This window comes from candidate division KSB1 bacterium, assembly GCA_034506335.1.
Taxonomy (GTDB): Bacteria; Zhuqueibacterota; Zhuqueibacteria; order JANLFK01; family Oleimicrobiaceae; genus Oleimicrobium.
The window spans coordinates 1-17,473 of the sequence record JAPDPR010000050.1 but is presented as its reverse complement, the minus strand read 5'-3'; the positions used below and the strand labels follow the sequence as shown (position 1 = coordinate 17,473).

The 17,473-nt window shown below is 56.4% G+C and carries 16 protein-coding genes and 2 tRNA genes; 7 read left to right on the top strand and 11 right to left on the bottom strand.

Annotated elements, in window-relative coordinates:
* Positions 1-15: 15 nt before the first annotated feature.
* The 7 genes from ONB25_12780 (at position 16) to leuS (ending at position 5,536) form a co-directional block, all read left to right on the top strand.
* Complete coding sequence (locus ONB25_12780) at positions 16-771, top strand: polysaccharide deacetylase family protein (protein ID MDZ7393760.1); 756 nt, start codon at positions 16-18, stop codon at positions 769-771.
* Positions 772-845: 74 nt separating this feature from the next.
* Positions 846-1,253, top strand: coding sequence for a MerR family transcriptional regulator (locus ONB25_12775; protein ID MDZ7393759.1), 408 nt, complete (start codon positions 846-848; stop codon positions 1,251-1,253).
* A tRNA-Pro gene (locus ONB25_12770) sits at positions 1,231-1,304 on the top strand. The genes ONB25_12775 and ONB25_12770 overlap by 23 nt, the downstream gene beginning before the upstream one ends.
* Positions 1,305-1,525: 221 nt before the next feature.
* Positions 1,526-2,287 carry a glycosyltransferase family 2 protein gene (locus tag ONB25_12765; protein MDZ7393758.1) on the top strand — a complete coding sequence of 254 codons (762 nt, stop codon included), beginning with the start codon at positions 1,526-1,528 and terminating at the stop codon, positions 2,285-2,287.
* Entirely contained in the window at positions 2,260-2,913 is a 654-nt protein-coding gene (locus tag ONB25_12760; protein MDZ7393757.1) for a VTT domain-containing protein, read from the top strand. The genes ONB25_12765 and ONB25_12760 overlap by 28 nt, the downstream gene beginning before the upstream one ends.
* Positions 2,914-2,919: 6 nt before the next feature.
* Positions 2,920-2,994 (top strand) — tRNA-Pro (locus ONB25_12755).
* An 82-nt stretch (positions 2,995-3,076) separates the two neighbouring features.
* Positions 3,077-5,536 (top strand): leucine--tRNA ligase, encoded by a 2,460-nt coding sequence (gene leuS, locus ONB25_12750; protein MDZ7393756.1) that lies wholly within the window; start codon positions 3,077-3,079, stop codon positions 5,534-5,536.
* Positions 5,537-5,864: 328 nt separating this feature from the next.
* Here the strand turns inward: leuS and ONB25_12745 are convergent, their stop codons facing one another.
* The 11 genes from ONB25_12745 to kduI form a co-directional block, all read right to left on the bottom strand.
* Complete coding sequence (locus ONB25_12745; GenBank protein ID MDZ7393755.1) at positions 5,865-6,752, bottom strand: HAD hydrolase-like protein; 888 nt, start codon at positions 6,750-6,752, stop codon at positions 5,865-5,867.
* Between the two features lie 170 nt (positions 6,753-6,922).
* The gene (locus tag ONB25_12740; protein ID MDZ7393754.1) at positions 6,923-8,179 is read right to left on the bottom strand and encodes a lactate racemase domain-containing protein; all 1,257 of its coding nucleotides are present in this window, start codon (positions 8,177-8,179) and stop codon (positions 6,923-6,925) included.
* Positions 8,176-9,600: an NADP-dependent phosphogluconate dehydrogenase gene (gene gndA, locus ONB25_12735; GenBank protein MDZ7393753.1), complete on the bottom strand. Its 1,425-nt coding sequence runs from the start codon at positions 9,598-9,600 to the stop codon at positions 8,176-8,178. Before gndA ends, ONB25_12740 begins: the two co-directional genes overlap by 4 nt.
* Before the next feature lie 21 nt (positions 9,601-9,621).
* Positions 9,622-10,401 (bottom strand): SDR family oxidoreductase, encoded by a 780-nt coding sequence (locus ONB25_12730; GenBank protein MDZ7393752.1) that lies wholly within the window; start codon positions 10,399-10,401, stop codon positions 9,622-9,624.
* A gap of 3 nt (positions 10,402-10,404) precedes the next feature.
* Entirely contained in the window at positions 10,405-11,655 is a 1,251-nt protein-coding gene (locus tag ONB25_12725) for a tagaturonate epimerase family protein (protein ID MDZ7393751.1), read from the bottom strand.
* 38 nt (positions 11,656-11,693) lie between these two features.
* Positions 11,694-13,094 (bottom strand): glucuronate isomerase, encoded by a 1,401-nt coding sequence (gene uxaC, locus ONB25_12720; GenBank protein MDZ7393750.1) that lies wholly within the window; start codon positions 13,092-13,094, stop codon positions 11,694-11,696.
* Between the two features lie 64 nt (positions 13,095-13,158).
* A complete protein-coding gene (locus tag ONB25_12715; protein MDZ7393749.1) occupies positions 13,159-14,454 on the bottom strand; it encodes a TRAP transporter large permease in 1,296 nt (431 codons plus the stop codon).
* 42 nt (positions 14,455-14,496) lie between these two features.
* Positions 14,497-15,006: a TRAP transporter small permease gene (locus ONB25_12710; GenBank protein MDZ7393748.1), complete on the bottom strand. Its 510-nt coding sequence runs from the start codon at positions 15,004-15,006 to the stop codon at positions 14,497-14,499.
* A gap of 10 nt (positions 15,007-15,016) precedes the next feature.
* The gene (locus ONB25_12705) at positions 15,017-15,979 is read right to left on the bottom strand and encodes a TRAP transporter substrate-binding protein (protein ID MDZ7393747.1); all 963 of its coding nucleotides are present in this window, start codon (positions 15,977-15,979) and stop codon (positions 15,017-15,019) included.
* Between the two features lie 147 nt (positions 15,980-16,126).
* Entirely contained in the window at positions 16,127-16,885 is a 759-nt protein-coding gene (kduD, locus tag ONB25_12700) for a 2-dehydro-3-deoxy-D-gluconate 5-dehydrogenase KduD (GenBank protein ID MDZ7393746.1), read from the bottom strand.
* A gap of 32 nt (positions 16,886-16,917) precedes the next feature.
* On the bottom strand, positions 16,918-17,473 hold a 556-nt coding region (kduI, locus tag ONB25_12695; GenBank protein MDZ7393745.1), incomplete at its 5' end, for a 5-dehydro-4-deoxy-D-glucuronate isomerase.

Genomic DNA, 17,473 nt, shown 5'->3' with positions numbered 1-17,473 from the left:
TGCCGAGGTCGGAGTGTGGTGACCCTGGCCTACCATCTGGTGGACAGACGGTTCTACGCGGGGATCACGCGCGTCACACCCCGGGCATTTGCGGCGCAGATGAGCTACCTGTCTCGCGGTGGTTTCGTCTGCCGCCTGCCTACCCTGCCCACACCGGTACAAGACAAGTCCGGCCCGCGAGAGATTTGCATCACGTTCGATGATGGGTACCAGTGCGTGTATGATTACGCATATCCGATCATGGAGAGTATGCAGCTCCGAGGCACAGTGTTTGTGATAGCCGGCTACGTTGGGAAGACCAATGCCTGGGACGTCCGTCTGAGCAAACCCGTGCGTCACATGGGGTGGGGCGAGCTTGGTGCGCTCGTCCGCTCAGGATGGGAAATCGGATCTCATTCAATGACCCATGCGGCACTGAGTTTTCTTTCGCCGGAACGACTGCGGAAAGAGGTTAGGGACTCAAAGTTGTTGCTTGAAGATCGGTTGGGGTGCCCGATTCGCGCCTTTTCCTATCCGTTCGGGGTACTGGACGAGCGGTTAGTAGACAAGGTAAGAGAGGCCGGCTATCAGGTGGCCTTTGCGATGTATGTGCCACCACGCCTGAGGAGGGCGGGCTTGAGTCCGTTCAATAGGGCACGAACGGCCGTCTATTTGACAGACTCGATGAGGGGCTTTGCCGCGAAAGCGCAAGGTGGGAACGGAGCTTGGCAAGTGGTAGTCGCCAGGGTGGTGAATTTTTGCTCGCGAGGGACAATTCTGCTCAAGACTTGAAAAACCTCTTGATTGTTTGCCGACATTTTTATACACTTAACACGTGCGGTGCTGCGAGAGTTGGAGGAGTGGGGATGGCTGACGTACCGATCAAGAAGCTCTACTACTCCATTGCCGAGGTGAGCAGGATCACTGACGTCAAGCCGCACGTGCTCCGCTATTGGGAAACCGAATTTCCCGAGTTGCGGCCGCCGAAGAATCGCGCAGGGAATCGCACCTACAAGCTGGACGACATTCGGCTCATCTTTCGCATCAAGCGACTGTTGTACGTCGAAAAGTACACTGTTGCCGGGGCGCGGGAGAGATTGGCGCGAGAGCGGTTGGCCGAGAAGGCGAATGCTCGCCACGAGAGGCAACTGAGCCTTTCTCTCGAGGAACTGAAGAGGCAAGACTTGCTTGCCGAGATAGAATCGGAACTTCGCGGAATTCTGGACCTTCTGGACCGAATGGATACAAACTCGGGGCGTGGCGCAGTCCGGTAGCGCACTTGACTGGGGGTCAAGGGGTCGCTGGTTCAAATCCAGTCGCCCCGACAGGCCGAAGGCCCGTGCCTGCCCACATGTGGGTACGGGCCTTTGTCTACCTTCGTGGTCAAGGTGTTGGCGGTGACGCTCCTCGTGGTTCCGCGTCGCCGACAGGAAGATTTGGGTTGTTTTTTTGCCGGCAAATGAATACATTTTTTAGAAAGGTTAGACTGGGGACAGCGATCGTTGTTTGCTCAACCCCGGAATATCGGGTTATCGGGTAGAGGGGCATGCTGGTACCCGGAATGCGGCGCGGGTCCCCGTGGGGTGCGCGGAGGGAGCAGGAGCGCATCGTAGCGGTTATCCCTGCGCTGAACGCAGCCAGCACCTTGCCGGACGTGGTGCGTAGGGTACGAGATACCCTTCGCTCGGTGGAGATTTGCGTCGTAGACGACGGGTCGGATGACGACACAGCGCTCGTTGCCGAGCTCCTGGGTTGCTTGGTGATGCGACATGCCCGCAACATTGGCAAGGGAGCTGCACTCCGCACCGGATTTGCGGCGGTGAAGGAGCATGCCGACACGATATTTACGCTCGACGCTGACGGCCAGCACGACCCAGGAGAGATGCCACTCTTCCTGCCCCCACTTCGTGAGGGAAGGGCGGAGGTCGTGGTGGGTAACCGGATGTCCACAAGGCACGGTATGCCTCTGGACCGCTATTTGAGCAATCGCCTAAGCTCGCTAATTGTGTCGTGGGTGGCTGGAGTCCGAGTTCCTGATAGCCAATGTGGTTTTCGGGCCTTCCGGAAGGAGGTCCTCGATGCAGTGTTATTGACGACCTCGCATTTCGACACAGAGAGCGAGTTCATAGTGCGGTGCGCACGCGCCGGCTTCCGTATCGAAAGCGTGCCCATCACTACGCACTATGAAGGCCAGGCAAGCTCCATTTCGAGAGCGATTGATAGCTTTCGTTTTGTGAAGTTGATGATGGTACTCCTCAAAGAGTTCAATGGTAGCCGACAGTGCAGGACGGTGAACAGTCGACAGTAGAAATAGTCAGACCGCGAGAAGTAGGCGTACGGGGCTCTGCGAATCCCATCCGCCGCCTTTACGACTGGGTACTGCGGTGGGCCCAGACACCCTATGGCTGGCTCGCGCTTGTGCTGTTGGCGTTTGCCGAGTCCTCCTTTTTTCCAGTGCCGCCCGATGTCTTGCTCATCGCTCTGGCGCTCGCGTTGCCGCGCCGCGCCTTTCTCTATGCGGGGTCGGCCACAGTGGCCTCAGTGGTAGGCGGCATCGGTGGCTATGGCATTGGGCTCGGACTCATGGAGGCAATAGGCTGGAGGATTGTGCATTTCTACCATGCCGAGGAGCTATTCAGGCGGCTGTTTGCGACCTTCAACGAATACAGCTTTTGGGCAGTGCTCTCGGCTGCTCTGACGCCGATCCCATACAAGATATTCACCATCTCTGCCGGGGCCGCTGGCTCGCCGTTCCTTAGTTTCGTTCTCGCTTCGGTCATTGGGCGAGGCGTGCGTTTCTTCGCCGTTTCCACCTTGCTGTACATATGGGGCCCAAAGGTACGGGAGCTTATCGACAAATATTTTAACATTGCCACCGTAGTTTTCGTTGTTTTGCTGCTGGGGGGCTTTCTGCTTCTCAAGTATTTGCTGTAGCGGAACCGGGGCGTAGCGCAGCTCGGATAGCGCGCCTGCTTCGGGAGCAGGAGGTCGGCGGTTCAAATCCGCCCGCCCCGACTAGGGTTCGGCCCTCTGTGTCTCGCGCCGAGGGGGTTGAACCTTTTCTTTACGAGGTACCGATTGGCACCAGGAGGGTGTGGTGAAAGCGAAAAGCAGCTATTCGTTTCGCGACATCGAAGACAAATGGCAGCGTCGGTGGCAAGAGACGGGCCTGTACCGCACCGACATGAGCAAGACGGAGAAAAAACTCTACTGCCTGGTGATGTTTTTGTACCCGTCGGCCGACAAGTTGCACATTGGCCATTGGTACAACTACGGCCCTACCGACAGCTGGGCCCGGTTCAAGCGAATGCAGGGGTACAACGTCTTTGAGCCCATGGGGTACGATGCCTTTGGGCTTCCCGCGGAGAACTATGCGATCAAGAAGGGGGTCCATCCTGCCATCAGCACCGCTGAGAACATCCGCTTTATCCGTAAACAACTCGAGCGGATAGGTGCCATGTACGATTGGGACAAAGAGATCGACACCAGCTCGCCCCGGTACTACAAGTGGACCCAATGGTTCTTCCTCAAACTGTACGAGCATGGGCTGGCCTACCGCGCCAAGGCACCGGTGAATTGGTGCCCACAATGCAAAACGGTTCTTGCGAATGAGCAGGTCATTGATGGCCGTTGCGAGCGTTGCACCACCGAGGTAACGCGGCGGGACCTGGAACAATGGTTTTTCCGGATTACAGATTACGCCGAGCGACTGCTCCAAGGACATGAAAAGCTACAATGGCCGGAAAAGACCATCATCATGCAGCGGAATTGGATCGGTCGGAGCGAGGGAGCTCAGATCAGCTTCAGGCTTAAGGGGCACGATGAGGTTGTGGAGGTTTTTACCACCAGACCGGATACCCTCTTTGGTGCGACGTACATGGTGCTGGCCCCGGAACACCCTCTTGTCGAAAGGATTACGTCGGCGGAGCAACGTCCTTACGTGACCGAGTACGTGGAAGCCTGTCGTAGGAAAAGCGAAATTGAGCGGACAAGCACGGAAAAGGAAAAGACAGGCGTGTTCACTGGGGCATACGCCATCAATCCGATCAATGGCCAAGAAATACCGGTGTGGATTGCTGACTATGTGCTTCTCTCGTATGGGACTGGTGCGGTAATGGCCGTGCCCGCGCATGACCAGCGCGACTATGAATTTGCAGTAAAATTCGGTTTGCCGATCGTGCAGGTGATCCAGCCAACTGAGCGTACGCAGGTGGCAGCAGACCGTGCCTACGAGGGCCCCGGGAGCCTGATCAATTCTGGTCCTTTCTCCGGGATGGACTGGAAGGAGGGCGGGCGTGCCATTGTGGAGACGCTTAAGAGGCAAGGCCGCGCGGAGTTCAAGGTGACCTACCGCCTGAGGGACTGGCTCGTGTCAAGGCAGAGGTACTGGGGTGCGCCCATTCCCATCGTTTACTGCAATGCATGTGGCATTGTGCCGGTACCGGAAAAGGACCTCCCTGTCCTGCTGCCGGAAAACGTCACGTTCACGGGGCAAGGAGAGTCGCCACTGGCCACTGTGCCCGAGTTTGTAAACACCATGTGTCCGCGGTGCGGAGGCCCTGCTCGCCGCGAGGTGGACACCATGGATACGTTTGTCTGTTCCTCTTGGTATTTCCTCCGTTTTCCGAATCCGCACGTCGACGATAAGCCGTTTGACCCCGAGGTGGTGGAGAAATGGCTGCCTGTGGACCAATACGTGGGTGGTGCTGAGCATGCAGTCATGCATCTTCTCTACGCACGCTTTTTCACTATGGCTCTCAAGGATATGGGTCTAGTAAAGTTCGAGGAGCCGTTCCTGCGTCTTGTGCATCAGGGCACTATCACTAATCGTGGTGCCAAGATGTCCAAGTCCCGCGGCAACGTGGTAAACCCCGAGACTTACTTGGATCGCTACGGTTCGGACGCCTTCCGGATGTTCATGATGTTTATGGGCGACTACACCGAGGGCGGCGACTGGAGCGACGAAGGGATCGCGGGCGTCCACCGCTTCCTCAACCGTGTGTGGAGGCTTGTGCAGGGCTTTTGCGCCAATCCCCCGCAGGGTGACGAGAAGCAACATTCGTCTGAACTGCTGCACGCACAGCACAGGACTGTGCAAGCTGTGACCCAAGACTTGGAGAGGTTCCACTTCAACACTGCGATAAGCCGCCTGATGGAATTCGTTTCCGCGCTGTATGGCTACGTGGAAAAGGTGCCCGTCGCGGAACAAAACAGGGCCGTGCTCACCGATGCGATTCGGACCCTAATTCAGTGTCTGGCGCCGTTCGCTCCGCACCTGGGCGAAGAACTTTGGGAACAGATCGGTGGAACCTACAGCGTTTTCGACTCGGGATGGCCAAAGTACGACGAAAAGCTGGCTGCTCGGGACACTGTGACGGTCGTGTTCCAAGTGAACGGGAAGCTGCGCTCGTCGGCAGTGGTTCAGCGCGGGCTTCCGGAGGAGGAGTTAAGGCGACTTGCGCTGGAGGATCAGCGCGTGCGCAAGTTCGTAGGCGATAAGAGCGTGCGGAGAGTGGTGGTGGTGCGTGATAAGCTTGTGAATGTAGTCGCCGGGTGAGTTTAATAACGTTTGGGGAGGAGGGGGTTAACTGGAAATGCCTATTGGTAACATAACGCATCTTATAGCGCATTACATGTCGCCCCGCGCCTCGCTTGTTTAGTTCCCCCCTGCCTTTTCGGCAGTGCCCCGCGGAAGTAGCAACGTCCGAAGACCACCTTAATCTGCTCTCGAGAACTGAAGCCCGACGCAACACAGCGGACAAGTTGGCTCGGCTACAGGCTGCAAGTTGGCGGCGCGTGGCAGCTGGGCTTCTGCATCTGCACGCTGCGCATGTGGTGAATGTGATCGACTGACGGTGCCGACTGTCTTCTTGGTCACTGCTGGCTCAAGCCCACGGCGGCTTTTCAGGCAGACGCGCCGTGAACTCGGAAACAAGTTCAGCTTCCATACCTGGGCTGTACTCTCCTGCAAGAAAAAGATCGATGATCTCATCATGGAAACGGGCCCAACTATCTTCTTCTTGGCCCGGAACGATGGGATAAAACCTCAGCTGGTTTGCCCGAGCAGCCTCCAGATCTCCGGGGGCGTCCCCGATCATCAGCATGCGGCCAGGCTGATACTTTCCTGCCGTGGCCAGGCGCAGTTGCTCCTTCTTGCTGCCCACTTCTTGCCCGGCGATGATAGCCGCGTACTGTGCAATGTCATGCTCTTGCCATTCCCTTTGCAACGCCTCCCCCGGCGTGCCGGAAACCACCATGATGTCTGCATGAGAGCTCAGTTTCTGCAGACTTTCCCTTACCAAGGGAAACGGCGGCACACCGTGAACCAGATCAGCTATCGCCGCGTTCACCGCTTCGCTCCATTCCAGCGTTCTCACCAGCACAGGGTCTCTGCTTGCGGCAACAGCTTCTCTCAATGCCGGGTTACCCAATGGTACACCAGACGCCACAAACCTGCGCAGGGGTTCTACGTCGGGTATTTGCACGCCCCTGCGCTTCACCTCTGGACGCTCGCGAAGAAGGTCCAGCACCTTCACCAGGGCCGGAAAACGGTTTGCACCTCGCCATTTTGAATAGAGGTTCACAAACTCGGCCGCCTCCCGCGCGTATTTCGCTACCGGCTGTAGGCCCCAGTACTTTATGATATTAGGTATGAAGCACTCTTTGTGCTTTATCTCCATTGAGTCAAAGACGCAGCCATCAGAGTCTATTCCAACGAAGAATTCATGCCTCGGGACAAACTCAGCCACGTTCCGACTCTCCGTGAAAACCATCGCGTTCCTCCTCTCCTGTGCCCGTTCTATCGCCTTCTCTGCGCGCTCCGCAAGCTCGGTCCCGTCCTTCCCTATGCTTTTTTCTGTCCACCTTCCATGGAAAAACTTGACCACGGCTCTGGAGTTCTGGAGCTTCTCTCTAACCTAGAAAGGTCTCCTGAGCTCCTGTTTCACTCTCTGGGCCGTAGACGATAAAGCTGCTCACCTGCTCTTTCCACAAGGAGGATCCCCTCCTGTTCGCGGTTGCGCCAGTCCGCCAAGTTGATGCTGCGGTAGTCAAGGTAGCCGAGGTTTATCTGCTTGCAAGTCTGTTCAGGGATGTCCGTCGCGAGCACTACATTTATTCTTGGCCGCTCCGTGCCCGCTTCGTAAGTCCCAGCCCCTTTTACATGTGTGGAATGGGCCAGGATGCCGCGTGGCACATCTCTGAATTTGTCCATTTGCGCCAAGTAGTAGTCGCGGACGTGGTACCCGATCCTCTTCAGGGTTGCACCGTGCGTGTAGGAGATCTCCGTGATGTGTGGAGCGTATATGACCAGCTCGCCTCCATCGGCGACAATGGGCTCCAATTTGTACATCACCTTTCCTGCAACCCACAGGTCCTCATAATATGGCGGAGCGATACCGAGTACCCGTTCATACGCCCGATCCATGTAACGCACGTGGACCTTAGCCGATAGGTCTGCCGCTTGCGACCAGGCATCACGGTCCTCACCGATGAACAATCCGGCTACGTCTCCCTCCCGCATCACAAGATTGATGAACAGTCGTGGAATGGGCAGAAAGGAAGCGGCACGGTCCAGCAGCCGCCTCACAGGGTTTTCCTTTACTCCGTTGAGCGCCATGTTGGTTATGACAGCCGAAAGCCAATGGAAAAAGTGAATAAAGTCGGCCCCGGCGATACCTGGAAAGAAGTACTTGTTACCCCCCGAAAAACCAGCCACCTCGTGTGGCACAACAGGGCTGAGAACGATTAAGAGATCATAGCCAAAAACTCTTTTGTTGACGGTTACTACGGCATTCTCCTTAAGTAGGCCTGCCGAAATCTCGTAGACCTCCGCCTCTGAAATGGTCCCGATGATCGCTAACTCACCAGGTTCGTCGTACGCGTGGTTAAAGAACCGGACGTCGGGGTAGTTCGCTGCGAGCTCATCAGGCGTCAAACCCACCCGTTGCGCGATTTTCTCCATTGTCAGAGGCGGGTGTGTGCCAAGAGCGAGAAGGAAATCCAAAGCCTTCACTTGTGGCCTAAGAACCTCAGTCAGGATTCTAAAAAAGAACGGCACCGGTGCATTCCTGGTTAGATCAGGGACTATGACGAGGACCCGCTTGCCCTTCGGGGCCACGTTGGATAGCGCGGCAACGGTGTAGTCCCGCACCTCTTCATTCGAGAGGTGCCCCGATGTTACTCCCCTTCCGATAGTCATCGCTCGCTCGCCTGTTCGGTCCAAATGGTATGAAAGACGCCCTCTCGGTCAACGCGGCGATACGTGTGCGCGCCGAAATAGTCGCGCTGCGCCTGAATGAGATTGGCCGGTAGAACCGGCGTCCTGTAGCTATCAAAGTACGCCAACGCACTGGCAAACGCAGGGCAAGGTAGGCCATGGGCAACAGCCGTAGCCACCACCTCTCGCCAGCCATCCTGGCACTGTTCTATTTGTTCTCTGAAGTAGTCATCCAGAAGCAGGTTCGGCAAGTCTGGTGCCCTGTGGTAGGCCTCCATGATGCGTGTAAGGAACTGCGCCCGTATGATGCACCCAGCCCGCCAGAGCGAGGCTATAACGCGCAGATCGAGATCCCATCCGTAATCCGCCTTCGCAGCGGCCATTAGCTGAAATCCCTGTGCGTACGAGCATATCTTCGAGGCCCACAATGCCTCACGTATTTTGTCCAGGAACCGCTCTCGGTCGCCTTCGAAGCTTTTTGAGGGCCCAGCCAGAACACCGGCTGCGTTGAGCCGCTCTCGTTTCAAAGCGCTCATGGCGCGCGCAAAGACTGCCTCGGCTATTGTCTGCGCGGGCACGCCGAGGTCCAGGGCCACCTGGCTCGTCCATTTTCCCGTGCCTTTTTGTTCCGCCGTGTCCAAGATCATGCGAACGAGAGGCTGTCCCGTCAGTTCATCTTTCTTTCCCAGGATAGCGCTGGTAATCTCAATGAGGTAGCTATTGAGTTCCCCTTTGTTCCATTCCGCGAACACCGATTGCATCTCCTCGGGCCCCAGCCCGAGCAGCCGATCCATGAGGAAATAGGCCTCGCTAATCATCTGCATGTCGGCGTATTCTATGCCATTATGGACCATTTTCACAAAATGGCCCGAGCCGCCGGGTCCGATCCAGGCACAGCAGGGCGTACCGTCATTGGCCTTTGCAGCTATGGCCTGGAGAATCTGTCGCAGGTGCGGCCATGCTTCGGAGTTGCCACCGGGCATGATTGAAGGTCCGTGGAGCGCACCTTCTTCGCCGCCGCTTATGCCGCTGCCAACAAAGAGTACGCCATTGTTCTCCAGTAGTTTGACGCGACGCTCCGTGTCTGTGAAGTGGCTGTTTCCGCCGTCGATGAGTATGTCGCCGGCAGCCAGATGCGGCGAAAGCTCCTCGATGACACGATCCACGGCGCGACCAGCTGGAACCATAGCGAGTATTCGTCTTGGGGAGGCGAGATGGGCAAGAAACTCCGCCAGCGTGGGGTAAATGGCGATGTTCTTTCCGGCCGCGCGTACGGAAAAACTGTGCCTCTTCTGGGCATCGAGATCAAAGCCTGCCACCGTGTATCCGTGGCCTTCTATGTTGAGGGCCAGATTCTGGCCCATCACGCCGAGACCGATTATGCCAAAGTCTTGTTTGTCCATACGTTCCTCCGGCCCTACCCTTCAGATGGTCATTGCAGAAAAGCCCCCGTCCACCCGGATAATCGCACCGGTGACAAATGAGGAGGCACGCTCAGACGCCAGCCACAATACCACCCCAGCCAGCTCGTCCGGTTCGCCGAACCTGCCCATTGGGGTATGCCTCAAGATGGCCTCTGTGCGCTCCTTCGTGAGCAGTCGCCTGTTTTGTTCTGCGGGAAAGAAGCCCGGGGCGATGGCGTTTACCCTTATACGGTGGGGAGCCCACTCCCTAGCCAAGAACTGTGTCAGGTTGTTCACACCTGCTTTGGAAATACTGTAGGTGAAAACCTTCGACAGTGGTGGCCCAGAAGAGGCCGACGAAATGTTAATGATGCTGCCTCCTTGCCGCTGCTCGAGCATTCTTTTTCCGAAGATCTGACATGCCAGGAACATGCTCTTCAGGTTTACGTTCAAGATTTGCTCCCACTCCTGCTCGGAAATCTCAAAGAAGGGTGTAGCCGAATTAATGCCCGGCGCATTGATCAGCACGTCTAGGCGGTGGTAGGCTCGGTCAATGGCCAAGGCCGCTTTTTCTAGGGCAGATTTGCTGGAAGCATCCGCCTGCAGCGCAATTGCGGGGGCGCCGATGGAAACAATCTGTTTGGCGCAGGCCTCGGCCTTCTCCTCGTCCAGGTCGACCACGGCAACGGCCGCGCCGGCCTTGGCCAGGGCTAAAGCCATGCTTCCGCCCAGCACTCCGCCTCCCCCTATGATCACCGCAACTTTTCCCTTAAGACCGAATAATTCTTCAAGGTAGCCCATGTATCAATCTCCCATGAAAAGAGGCCGGATGTGTCGGTCGAGAATATTTCTCCGCACATTGGCGCTGATGACGTCTTGATGCTTCAACACCAACTCCCTGAACCGAGTTCCCGCTTCCGCGGCGATCTTGTAAGCTACGTGCAGCAATTGACGAAAATGTTCGTTGTACCAAGGATTCTCCAGGTCGTGTGTGAGGCAGGATACAAAGCGCTCTTCGTCCCATCGGTTGACCTCTTCAGGTAGCGGGAGACTTCTGGGATCGATTTCGACTACCGTCGCGTAGGGGGCCGTTAGCTCCGCCATACGGTTGTAAGCCTTGCCGTAGATTTCCTTCGCAATGGCGAGGCCTTCTCCTCCTACAGCGGCAAGTCCTGCCAACTCTTCGAGCCAGGTAGTCCCGGCAGTTTTGATGTGCAGTCCTGCATGGAACTCTTGCAGAACGCTGCGCATCGTGCCATAGAGGCTAAATTTGTCGCTGCCAGAATGGAAACTCACTTTAAACCCTTTCGGCAAACCAAATTCGCGGACCGCAAAACGGATGACAGCAACAACTTGCCTGAAGCTCTTATGAAAAGCACCAAGGTCGCCCAGAAAATCCACCCCTTTCCTTAGCATGCCAGGGAACCTGGGCGCGATGGTGGCCAGGGGTATGCGACGAAACCCCACCTCGGCGAGGATGAGCAAGAGATCAAGAGGATCTTGCGGCTCGCTCGTTTCGTCCATTGAGAGCTCAAGCACGAATGAGCCCTCCCCTTTGTTCCTTACCAGCAGCTGGTAGATTCTGGTGGTCTCTTCCAATGCCGCGAGGTACCGCCGGCCCGCTCGTTCCAGTTCCGCCCTTCCTACCCTGAACGGCTCCTCAATTCCCGGTACTCGCAGGGGTCCTATTAGACCAGCATGTCGGTGAACAAACAGATCGAGCTCCCCCTTGCCAGGTTCCCTACCCAGCTGCTCAGCGACGTCTACTGTGAAGAAATCCGCATGGTCCACGAAGTCGTCTACGATCCGCAAGGTGATGTGGTCCGCGTCTACGAAGTAGGGCGCCTGCCACCCCAGCTCGCGCACAGCCTCGTCCGCCTCCCGGCGCGTATCAGCAGGAGTGGTACCCACGATCGCGTGTTCCCGGTAGGACTTGTTCCACACAGGCGTCAGGTTTACTCCCATTTCTCGGGCATCCATGATTGCCCCCAACAGCGCCTGCCCTTGCAGCCCGAACCGATCTCCTATGCCAAAAGAGTATTTGCCCAGTTCCATCCTCAGCCTTTCCCAACAAGGGTAACGCGCACAGCCCCCTACAGGTTGTATGTCTTTTTCGCCAGCTCATAGGCTAGCGCACGGCTCATTCGCTGCGCTTCCTGCAGATCAATAATCTTACGCGCCACCAAACCAGCAAGAAAATTGCAGTCGATACGGCGGGCCAGATCGTGCCGCGCAGGTATGGAGGTGAATGCTCTGGTGTCGTCATTAAACCCAGCGGTGTTGTATATGCCTGCCGTCTCCGTCACCATTTTTCGGAAGCGCATCATCCCTTCGATGCTGTCGTGGAACCACCACGGCGGCCCGAGACGCAAAGCAGGGTAGTGACCGGCGAGCGGGGCGAGCTCCCGCGAGTACGTAGACTCGTCCAGAGTGAAGATAACCAGGCGGAAGCGACGGTCATTGCCGTATTTGTTGAGCAACTCATAAAGGTTGCGTGTGTACTCGGTGGCAACCGGAATGTCGCACCCCTTGTCGGGACCAAAGCGCTCGTAGACTACCCTGTTGTGGTTGCGAAGGGACCCGGGATGAATTTGCATCACCAGCCCGTCCTCAACGCTCATACGCGCGTACTCCATGAGCATGTGGGCGGTGAATGCAGCAGCATCGTCAGTGGATGCTTTGCCTCGCAGTGCACGGGCAAAAATGGTCTCAGCCCTGCGGGGTGCAAGCTCATGGGTATAGGGTGTTTCCACGGCGTGGTCGGTAGCAACCGCACCCATGCTCTTGAAAAACTCCCGCCGTTGCTCCAGCGCCATGATAAAGGTCTTGTAGCTGTCAACGTCGATGCCCGTAACCTCGCTCAGTCGATCGATTTGCTGCCTCCACCCTTTTGCGGAAATGTCTGTCACTCCATCCGGCCTGAAGGAAGGAATAATGCGCCCTGGCCAACCCGAGTCTCGGATCTGCTGATGATGAGCTAGGGTATCGGTAGCGGCGTCGGTGGTTGCCAGTACCTCGATGTTAAAGCGCTCAAAAAGCGCCCTGGGCAGGAACTCCGGCGTGCTGAGCTTCTCACAAATGTGTTCATAGATGCGCATCGCCGAACCACCGTGCAACTTTTCCTTGATTCCGAACACTTCTGTCAACACATAGTTCAGCCACAGGGACGTTGGCGTGCCAGCGAAGAGGTAATAGTGGTTGGCAAAGACTTGCCAAATCTTTCGGTGGTCACTTTCCACTCGCGTCCCGTCCACGGTGGGAATGCCGAGGGACTCCATCGCGATGCCTTGGGAGTAGAGCATGCGGAAAATATAGTGGTCCGGAATGAGAATCAGCTCCGTGGGATCAGGAAAGGGCTTGTTCTCAGCGAAAATCTTCGGATCCACATGGCCATGCGGGCTGACAATGGGAAGCCCCTTCACTTCTTCGTAGAGCTTGAGCGCGACCCTACGCGTTGTTGGATCTGGGTCGAAGAAGCGGTCACGTGGAAGCATCTTTTTCCTCCAGAGCAAACTCATATTGAACAGCGACTCCCCTCCACAAGCTCAGGTACTTTGCTCAGTAGCCAAACACCTTTGGCAGAAACAAACTGAACCAGGGAACATAAGTCACGAGCATCAAAACCACGATCATTCCGATGTAAAACGGTATGAGCACCCGCACCATCCGCGCGATGCTTGTCTGGCCGACGCTGCATCCGAGGAACAATACCGAACCGACAGGTGGAGTGCACAGCCCGATGCACAGATTCATGACAAGGACAATGCCGAAGTGCAGAGGGCTCATCCCAAGTCGCACCACCACTGGCAGAAAGATCGGCGTAAAAATCAACACTGCCGGGGTCATGTCCATGAAGGTGCCAACGATCAGCAGAACGAGGTTGATGAGTAAGAGGATGATCAGCTTGCTGTCGCTAAGCCCTATCATGGCAGCGGTCACGTTCTGCGGAATGTTTTCATATGAGAGAATCCAGGACATACCAGAGGAGGTGCCAATCAACAGCATCACGATGGCCGTGGTCTCGACGGTCTTGAGCAAAACATCAGGCAGCTCCTTGAGCTTCACTTCTCGGTAGATGACGACAGACAGAAAGAAGGCATAGAGGACGGCGATGGCGCTGGCCTCCGTGGCGGTGAAGAAGCCGGCGATTATTCCCCCTATCACAATCACTACCAAGAGCAGGCTCGGAATGGCCTCCAATAGCCTCCTAAGACTTTCCACAAACCCTACCTTCTCTGCGACCGGGTATTTGTTCCTTAGGGAAAGCGCAGCCGCAACCACCATCAAGCCGACGCCCAGCAAGAATCCAGGGATGTAGCCAGCGATAAACAGCGCGGCGATCGATACCCCTCCACTTGCGAGGGAATAGACTATCAGGATGTTTGATGGCGGAATAAGCAGCCCGGTGGTTGCGCCTGTCACGGTCACTGCAGTACTGAAGTTAGTGTCATAGCCTTCTTTCTTCATCACCGGTATCATGAAGCCGCCAATGGCAGAGGTTGCTGCGGCTGCTGAGCCCGAAATTGCGCCGAAGAACATGCAGGCCAGGACGTTTACGTAGGCAAGGCCACCAGGCAACATTCCCACCACCGCCTTTGCCAGGTCGATCAATCGCCTCGCAATGCCGCCTCTGCCCATGAGTTGCCCTGAAAGGATGAAAAACGGAATCGCTAGGAGAGTAAAGCTGTTAATGCCCGTGGCCATGCGCTGGGCGACAGTGGTGAGGGCAGGCATGGGGCTTATGGTGAAAAGCATGGTCAAAGCAGTGGCGATGCCAATCGCAATTGCTATCGGCACGTTGATCGCCAGAAGGAGCACAAAGCTTGCCACGAGGGTCACTACGGAAAGGTCCATTTCGTCGACTCCCGACTATGCACCATCACAAGGCAAATGGATTCAGACCGCCTCAGGCTTGCCAAGCACGGCGATGCGCTCCTTCTCGAGCACTGCGCCAATGATAAAGTACAACGCGAAATAGATGATAAGGACGCCTGACAGAGGGACAACAATGTAGACGTAACCGATCGGGATTCCGAGGGCTGCGGACACCTGTCGAAGAATGAACGTGAGACGAACCAGGCGGATGCCTCCCACAACCATCACAAAAAAGGCGAAGGCGAGGACCAGCAGATTGATGATGATCTCCAATAGTCTTTTCCGGTTTCCCTTCAGCTTTGCTGCAAGCACGTCGATCCCCAGATGCGCCTTCGTGCGGTAGGCGTAGCTTGCGCCCAGGAGCCCGATCCACACAAGCTGAAACCTCGCGATTTCTTCGGTGTAAGAACTTGGATTGCGGAGTACAAAACGGGTAAAGACCTGCCAGGTTACATCGATGACCATCGTTGCCATCAGCACACTCAGGAACCAACCCAACACTCTTGTGACCCACTCTGTGGCTTTCTCCATCCTCATCTCCCTATTGGACTTGCTCGATCTCCTGAATCAGGTCATAGACCGGAGATCCCCGATATGCCTCGTGCATCTGCACCACGGCTTTCCTAAACGCCCCCTTGTCGGGTCTGTATATTTGCACACCCGCCTTTTGTACCTCGCGCAAAGCTTCGGCACACGATTCCTGCCAAAGCCTTTTCTGGTAATCCACCGATTCGTCGATAGCCTCCTGGAGCCATCGTTGTTCCTCTGCCGAGAGGCTTTCCCACACCATCGTGCTCATGAGCAAGATGTCGGGGATCGAGGTGTGCTCATCGAGGCTATAGTACTTGCACACCTCATAGTGCCGTGAGTAGTAGAAGCTCGGTGGATTGTTTTCTGCGCCGTCTACCACCCCCTGCTGCAGCGCGGTATAAAGCTCGCCCCACGGAATAGGGGTTGCAGAACCGCCCAGGACCTGGATCATCTTGAAGGAGGTGGGGCTGTTCATGACGCGAATCTTCAACCCCTTCAGGTCGCCTGGAGTCAAGATGGGGGCTCGCTTCGTGTAGAAACTGCGACTTCCCGCGTCGTAGTAGCACATTCCTCTGAGCAGAAACTTCTCCCCGGCCAAGAGCAGCCGCTTCCCGATTTCCCCCTCTAGTACTTTCCATCGGTGTTCGTCGTCGCGAAACACGTAGGGGATGCTAAAAATTTCCATTTCTGGAACAAATGCCTCAAGCGGCGCTGTGGAAACCTTGGCCATGGCAAGGCTCCCAATCTGAAGCAGTTCAATCAACTCCCGTTCGTCACCCAATTGGCCGCTGGGGTAAATATCCACCCGCAAATGACCGCTCGATTTTTCCCATACCCTGTTGGCCATGTACACCATCCCTTTGTGCACCGGATGGTTGGTATCGAGGGCGTGAGCTAGCTTGAGAACCCGTGTTCTCTCAGTCCGCTCGGAACAGGAAACCAGACATGTGATGGCCAGCGCGATACAGTACACTTGTTTCACAAGCACTTCCTTTCACTCGACCCACGAACACATACTGCACCGTGGGGGTCTCCACCCGCTCTTGTGCATCTCCCCAGCCTCAGCTCGGCGCAAACCTGGGACAGACGCGCTGCGTAACCAACCAAAAGGCTTGCCCCCTCATCGGGCCAGCCACCCGCCGTCCACCGCGATGGTGTAGCCGTGCATGTAGGCCGAAGCCTCTGATGCCAAGAAGACCACCGCACCTTTAAGGTCCTCAGGTTCGCCCCATCTGCCCGCAGGGATGCGCTCCAAAATCGCCTTGCTTCGTAGCGGGTCGGCACGCAAGGGAGCGGTGTTATCGGTGGCCATGTAGCCCGGCGCAATTGCATTCACGTTGATGTTGTGCGGTGCCAGTTCGTTGGCGAGCAGACGAGTGAGCCCCATGACCGCGCTCTTGGAGGCGGTGTAAGAAGGTACCAGAATGCCTCCCTGAAAAGAGAGCATCGATGCTATGTTGATAATCTTTCCTCCGCCCTGCTTCATCATCTGCCGTGCTGCGGCCTGGGACAGGAAGAAGAGCGTTCGCACGTTGATGTTCATTACATCATCCCAGTCCTTCACCGAGAATTCCAACACCGGTGCACGGCGAATAATCCCGGCGTTGTTCACCAAAATGTCGATCCGGCCGAAAGCCTGGAGCGTCTCGTTTACGATCAAGTCGACGCTCTCCAGCAAGGCGAGGTCTGCTTTGATTGGCACACATCGTTTTCCAAGCGCCTCGACACGGTCACGGGTGGCCCCCAAATCAAGGATGTCCACAATTGCCAGGTCGGCGCCGGCTTCTGCCAGCCCGATCGCCATCGCCTGCCCCAGTCCGCGCGCGGCCCCCGTCACGATCGCCACCTTACCATCGAGCCGAAATTTGTCGAGAATCATCTTCCTCTCCAGCCCACTTTAGAAGACAAGCTTCACCTCAACTCGCTGAGGCGAACTCCTTGCATGTCCTCAAAGACTTGGTTCTCCCCTCCCATTGCCCAACAAAAGGAGTAAGAACTCGTTCCTACGCCGGAGTGTATCGACCAGCTTGGTGAAATGACCGCCTGCTTGTTTGCCACAACGATGTGTCGTGTTTCGCTTGGCATACCCAACAGGTGAAATACGCGTGCCTCCTCGGGCATGTCGAAGTAAAGGTAGATTTCTGTACGGCGCCCATGAGTGTGCGGTGGCATGGTGTTCCAAACCGACGCTGGGGCGAGCACGGTGACGCCCATCACCAGTTGGCAGCTCTTGATTCCACCCGGATGAATGTACTTGTAGATTACGCGCTCATTGCAGGCAAGGGGATCACCAAGTCGCACGGCCTCCGCTTCCCCCAGCGATGCTTTTGCCACGGGAAACGCACTGTGCGCAGGATAACTCAGCAGGTAAAACTCCGCCGGCGTGGTTTTGTCTATGCTCTCGAACACTATCTGCTTAGTTCCCTGGCCCACGTAGATGATATCCTTGTTGGCTAGTCGGTGCGCG

Bases quoted from the DNA above. Each gene is read 5' to 3' on its own strand.
- ONB25_12775 (MDZ7393759.1), top strand. From the start codon at position 846: ATGGCTGACGTACCGATCAAGAAGCTCTACTACTCCATTGCCGAGGTG.
- ONB25_12765 (MDZ7393758.1), top strand. From the start codon at position 1,526: ATGCTGGTACCCGGAATGCGGCGCGGGTCCCCGTGGGGTGCGCGGAGG.
- ONB25_12745 (MDZ7393755.1), bottom strand. From the start codon at position 6,752: ATGGTTTTCACGGAGAGTCGGAACGTGGCTGAGTTTGTCCCGAGGCAT.
- ONB25_12740 (MDZ7393754.1), bottom strand. From the start codon at position 8,179: ATGACTATCGGAAGGGGAGTAACATCGGGGCACCTCTCGAATGAAGAG.
- gndA (MDZ7393753.1), bottom strand. From the start codon at position 9,600: ATGGACAAACAAGACTTTGGCATAATCGGTCTCGGCGTGATGGGCCAG.
- ONB25_12730 (MDZ7393752.1), bottom strand. From the start codon at position 10,401: ATGGGCTACCTTGAAGAATTATTCGGTCTTAAGGGAAAAGTTGCGGTG.
- ONB25_12725 (MDZ7393751.1), bottom strand. From the start codon at position 11,655: ATGGAACTGGGCAAATACTCTTTTGGCATAGGAGATCGGTTCGGGCTG.
- uxaC (MDZ7393750.1), bottom strand. From the start codon at position 13,094: ATGCTTCCACGTGACCGCTTCTTCGACCCAGATCCAACAACGCGTAGG.
- ONB25_12715 (MDZ7393749.1), bottom strand. From the start codon at position 14,454: ATGGACCTTTCCGTAGTGACCCTCGTGGCAAGCTTTGTGCTCCTTCTG.
- ONB25_12710 (MDZ7393748.1), bottom strand. From the start codon at position 15,006: ATGGAGAAAGCCACAGAGTGGGTCACAAGAGTGTTGGGTTGGTTCCTG.
- kduD (MDZ7393746.1), bottom strand. From the start codon at position 16,885: ATGATTCTCGACAAATTTCGGCTCGATGGTAAGGTGGCGATCGTGACG.